Below are 3,316 nucleotides of genomic sequence, written 5' to 3'. Positions count from 1 at the left end.
CACTGGGTGCCCAGTTCTGCGTATCCTTGGTTGGCTAGCAATAGCAACTGGAGACGTGCCAGAGCGGCCGAATGGGCTTCACTGCTAATGAAGTGTGGGGCACAACTCCACCGGGGGTTCAAATCCCCCCGTCTCCGCGTTTTGGCCCCGGTCCTTGGACCGGGGCCTTTTTGCGTTCCGGGGCCTTCAGCGTCCGGTTCTGGCGGGGAAGATTCATGTCTCCGACTCCTTGAATTCAGCTTGCGCCAATAGCCTCGTCCGGGTAACGGAGACCACCGACGAGGAGAGATTCATGCGTTCAATGACGAGATTCGCGATCGCGACGGTTGGGGCCGTCTTGCTGTCAACCACGTTGCTCACTCCGCCGGCACTGGCGGCCAATGACGGCAACACTTCAGGACAGAATGGCTCCAACGGCAACGGACACCAAGGCAATACCGAAGGCTTCAGCTTCGGCGTGATCGGCGATGTACCCTACGGTGCCGCTGAGATCCAAGCCTTCCCGTCCTACATCCAGGACCTCAACGCACACAAGGAACTGAGCTTTGTAGCACACGTGGGCGACATCAAGAACGGGTCATCCCAGTGCACGGACCAGTACTTCGAAGCCATCAAGAAGAACTTCGACAGCTTCACGGCTCCGCTCGTCTACACCCCGGGCGACAACGAGTGGACTGACTGCCACCGAACGAACAACGGCGCCTACAACCCCCTCGAAAGACTGGCCAAGGTTCGGGAAGTGTTCTTCCCGAAGCCAGGTGTCACGCTTGGTTCGCCGATGCAGGTGAAGTCACAGGCAAAGGAAGGCTTCCCGGAGAACGTCAGCTTCCGCAAGCATCAGGTCGCCTTCACTGCCGTCAACATTCCGGGCAGCGATAATTCGATGCTGCCTTGGACAGGACTTGGCCAGAGCCAGCCGACCGCCGCCCAAGTGGACGAGGTACAGCAGAGGACCGAAGCTGACATCCAGGAGTTGCGGGGCACCTTCCGCAAGGCGCGGAACAACGGTGACCGGGCCGTCGTCGTGATGACGCAGGCGGACATGTTCGACCCGACAGTCGCAGCCCCTTCGCAGGCGGACTTTGGTGCTTTCAAGCCCCTGGTGCAGACCTTGATCGAGGAATCGAACTCGTTCGGCGGGCCGGTCTACCTGATCAACGGCGATAGCCACGTTTACAACCAAGACCACCCCCTTGCTGCCGGTTCCGCGTGGCTCTCCTTCTACGGGCAGGCCAGAGCAGCGAAGAACCTGACGCGAATCACCGTGGATGGATCCAACAATGCCAAGGACTGGCTCAAGGTCACGGTCAACCCCGAGGAAGCCACGAGCGTCATGTCGTTCGAGCGGGTCCCGTTCACGCACCCGGCTTCGTAGCTTTGCCCACAACACTGCGGCTGACTTCAGCTCCGGCGTGCCGGTGCAGCGTGAGGCTGTCCACTGTGCTCAACAGCATCACGGCAGCCATGGAGAGGAAGGCGCCACGGTACGCCGAGGAAGGGCCGTCGCCGAAGAACGACACATGATCGAAGAGACGCAGGAAGAGCGCACCCACCGCAATACCCGCACCAGCGGCCAGTTGCACCAGGGTGGCTGACACCGCGTTGGCCGAAGGTAGCTCCCCTGGAACGATATCCGCATATTGCACGGAGGCGTACGCGGAAAATCCGATCGAACGGAAGGCCCCGCTGGCCAGCAGCAAGGCAAAAATCAGCGGCTCCGGCGTCCCTGCGTTGAGCGCTGCACAAGCGGCAAAGGTGACGGCCGAGGCGAAAGAGGCGAAGACCAACACGGGCTTGAAGCCGAATCGCCGAATGATGGGCGTCGTGGCGGGCTTGATGCCTATGTTGCCAATGAACACCGCTGCCACCATGGCACCGGATTTGAGTGGATCCCAGCCAAAGCCATCCTGGAACAACAGCGGCAGCAGAAAGGGCACCGAGCTGATGGTCAGGCGATAGACGAACCCTCCGGTGGAAGTGGCCCGGAACGTGCGAGTGGCGAAAACCCGGAGATCGAAGAGCGGGGCTTTGGCCTTGAGCATCCACCAGGCCGCTCCGGCCAAAGCCAATGCTCCGGCCAGCAGCACTGCTGCCGGAACCGCGCCCGCGCCATGGCCGCCAACCCCTTCAAGACCCACCACAAGCGATCCGACGCCGAAAGTGGTGAGTGCGAGGCCGAGCCAATCGAGCCGCCGGCCCGCATCGCCTCCCTTGTGCGGAACCAGCCTCAGGGCTGCGATGAACGCAGCAAGGCCCAGCGGGACGTTGATCAGGAAGATCCAGTGCCAGGAAAGATACGTTGTGAAAGCTCCGCCAACGAGCGGCGCCAAAACGGGCGCCAGCAACCCTGGCCAGACAAGGAATGCCGTGGCGCGGAGAAGCTCCGACTTGGGCGTGCCCCGCAGCACCACGAGAGTGCCTACCGGCACCATCATGGCCCCGCCGGCCCCCTGTGCCACCCGGCTCAAGGTCAGCAGGGTGAGGTCCTGGCTGGCCGCGCACAGCACCGACGCCACCGTGAAGACCGCGATCGCCAGACAGAAGATCCGGCGTGCGCCAAATCGTTCTGCGAGCCAGCTACTGAGCGGAATTCCCATGGCCACAGTCACCAGGTAGGCGGTCATCGTGATGTTGACATCGGCCGAGACTACTTTGAAGTCGGCGGCGATGCTCGGCATGGCGGTTGTAAGGACTGTTCCGTCCAGGAACTCCATGAAGAAGGTGGCGGCAACCAGCAAGGCGAGCCGTGGCTGCCACTTGGATTCGGACAGGACGTCCGGGGCTGCGCCCGTCACGCCGCTTGGCCGAGGACGAGAGGCAATACCGATCCTGCTCCGGCTTGCCTGAGAGCGCGGCCGGCAACAGTCATGGTCCAGCGGCTGTCCGCAAGGTCATCGACCAGAAGGATGCCTTGGCCGCCGAGCGACGCAAGGTTCTGTCCAAGTTCCGGACCCACCACGAGGCGCTCCCAGACACCGGCCAGCCGGTAGGCGCTGTTGCCGCCGCGCCCGCCAGTTGGTCCGCCGTGCTGGAGTTCGAGGGCTCCCAAATAGGGCATCCGGCCGATTCCGGCTATGCCGCGGGCCAAGGATTCGACGAGCGCCGGCTTATTCCTGGACGGGATGCTCACGACGGCTGCCGGACGCCCTTGGCCGCTCCACCCGGTGGATCGGCCGTCTCCGGCAGACCATTCGCGCAAGACCTGCACGCAAGCCTGCAACATGGCAGGTTCAACCTCGCGGTCAGCCGCACCGGCGGCAAAGAGCTCACGGAGGGCACCGCCCCAGCCGAGGTCGGTCAGGCGCGCCAACACGCG

Annotated in this window: 2 protein-coding genes, 1 tRNA gene and 1 pseudogene; 2 read left to right on the top strand and 2 right to left on the bottom strand. The window is 63.1% G+C overall.

The features are described 5' to 3' along the window. Positions 1 to 49 precede the first annotated feature (49 nt). Positions 50 to 137, top strand: a tRNA-Ser gene (locus AHiyo1_RS11345). A gap of 155 nt (positions 138 to 292) precedes the next feature. Then, positions 293 to 1,375, top strand: a complete 1,083-nt coding sequence (locus tag AHiyo1_RS11340) for a hypothetical protein (protein ID WP_059388635.1) — start codon at positions 293 to 295, stop codon at positions 1,373 to 1,375. Here AHiyo1_RS11340 and AHiyo1_RS11335 read toward each other — a convergent pair. Both AHiyo1_RS11335 and AHiyo1_RS26640 read right to left on the bottom strand, forming a co-directional pair. After that, positions 1,356 to 2,795: an MFS transporter gene (locus AHiyo1_RS11335; RefSeq protein ID WP_059388634.1), complete on the bottom strand. Its 1,440-nt coding sequence runs from the start codon at positions 2,793 to 2,795 to the stop codon at positions 1,356 to 1,358. The genes AHiyo1_RS11340 and AHiyo1_RS11335 overlap by 20 nt on opposite strands. Further along, positions 2,792 to 3,316, bottom strand: a pseudogene (locus AHiyo1_RS26640) (recombinase RecQ); the annotation flags it as partial. The gene AHiyo1_RS11335 and the pseudogene AHiyo1_RS26640, both read right to left, overlap by 4 nt.

Origin of the sequence: Arthrobacter sp. Hiyo1, from assembly GCF_001263615.2 — a bacterium.
In the GTDB taxonomy this organism is placed as follows: Bacteria; Actinomycetota; Actinomycetes; order Actinomycetales; family Micrococcaceae; genus Arthrobacter.
The sequence above is the reverse complement of the archived record's forward strand: the minus strand, read 5'-3'. Positions and strand labels throughout refer to the sequence as shown.

Coding starts and splice junctions, on each gene's coding strand:
- AHiyo1_RS11340 (WP_059388635.1), top strand. CDS start 293: ATGCGTTCAATGACGAGATTCGCGATCGCGACGGTTGGGGCCGTCTTG.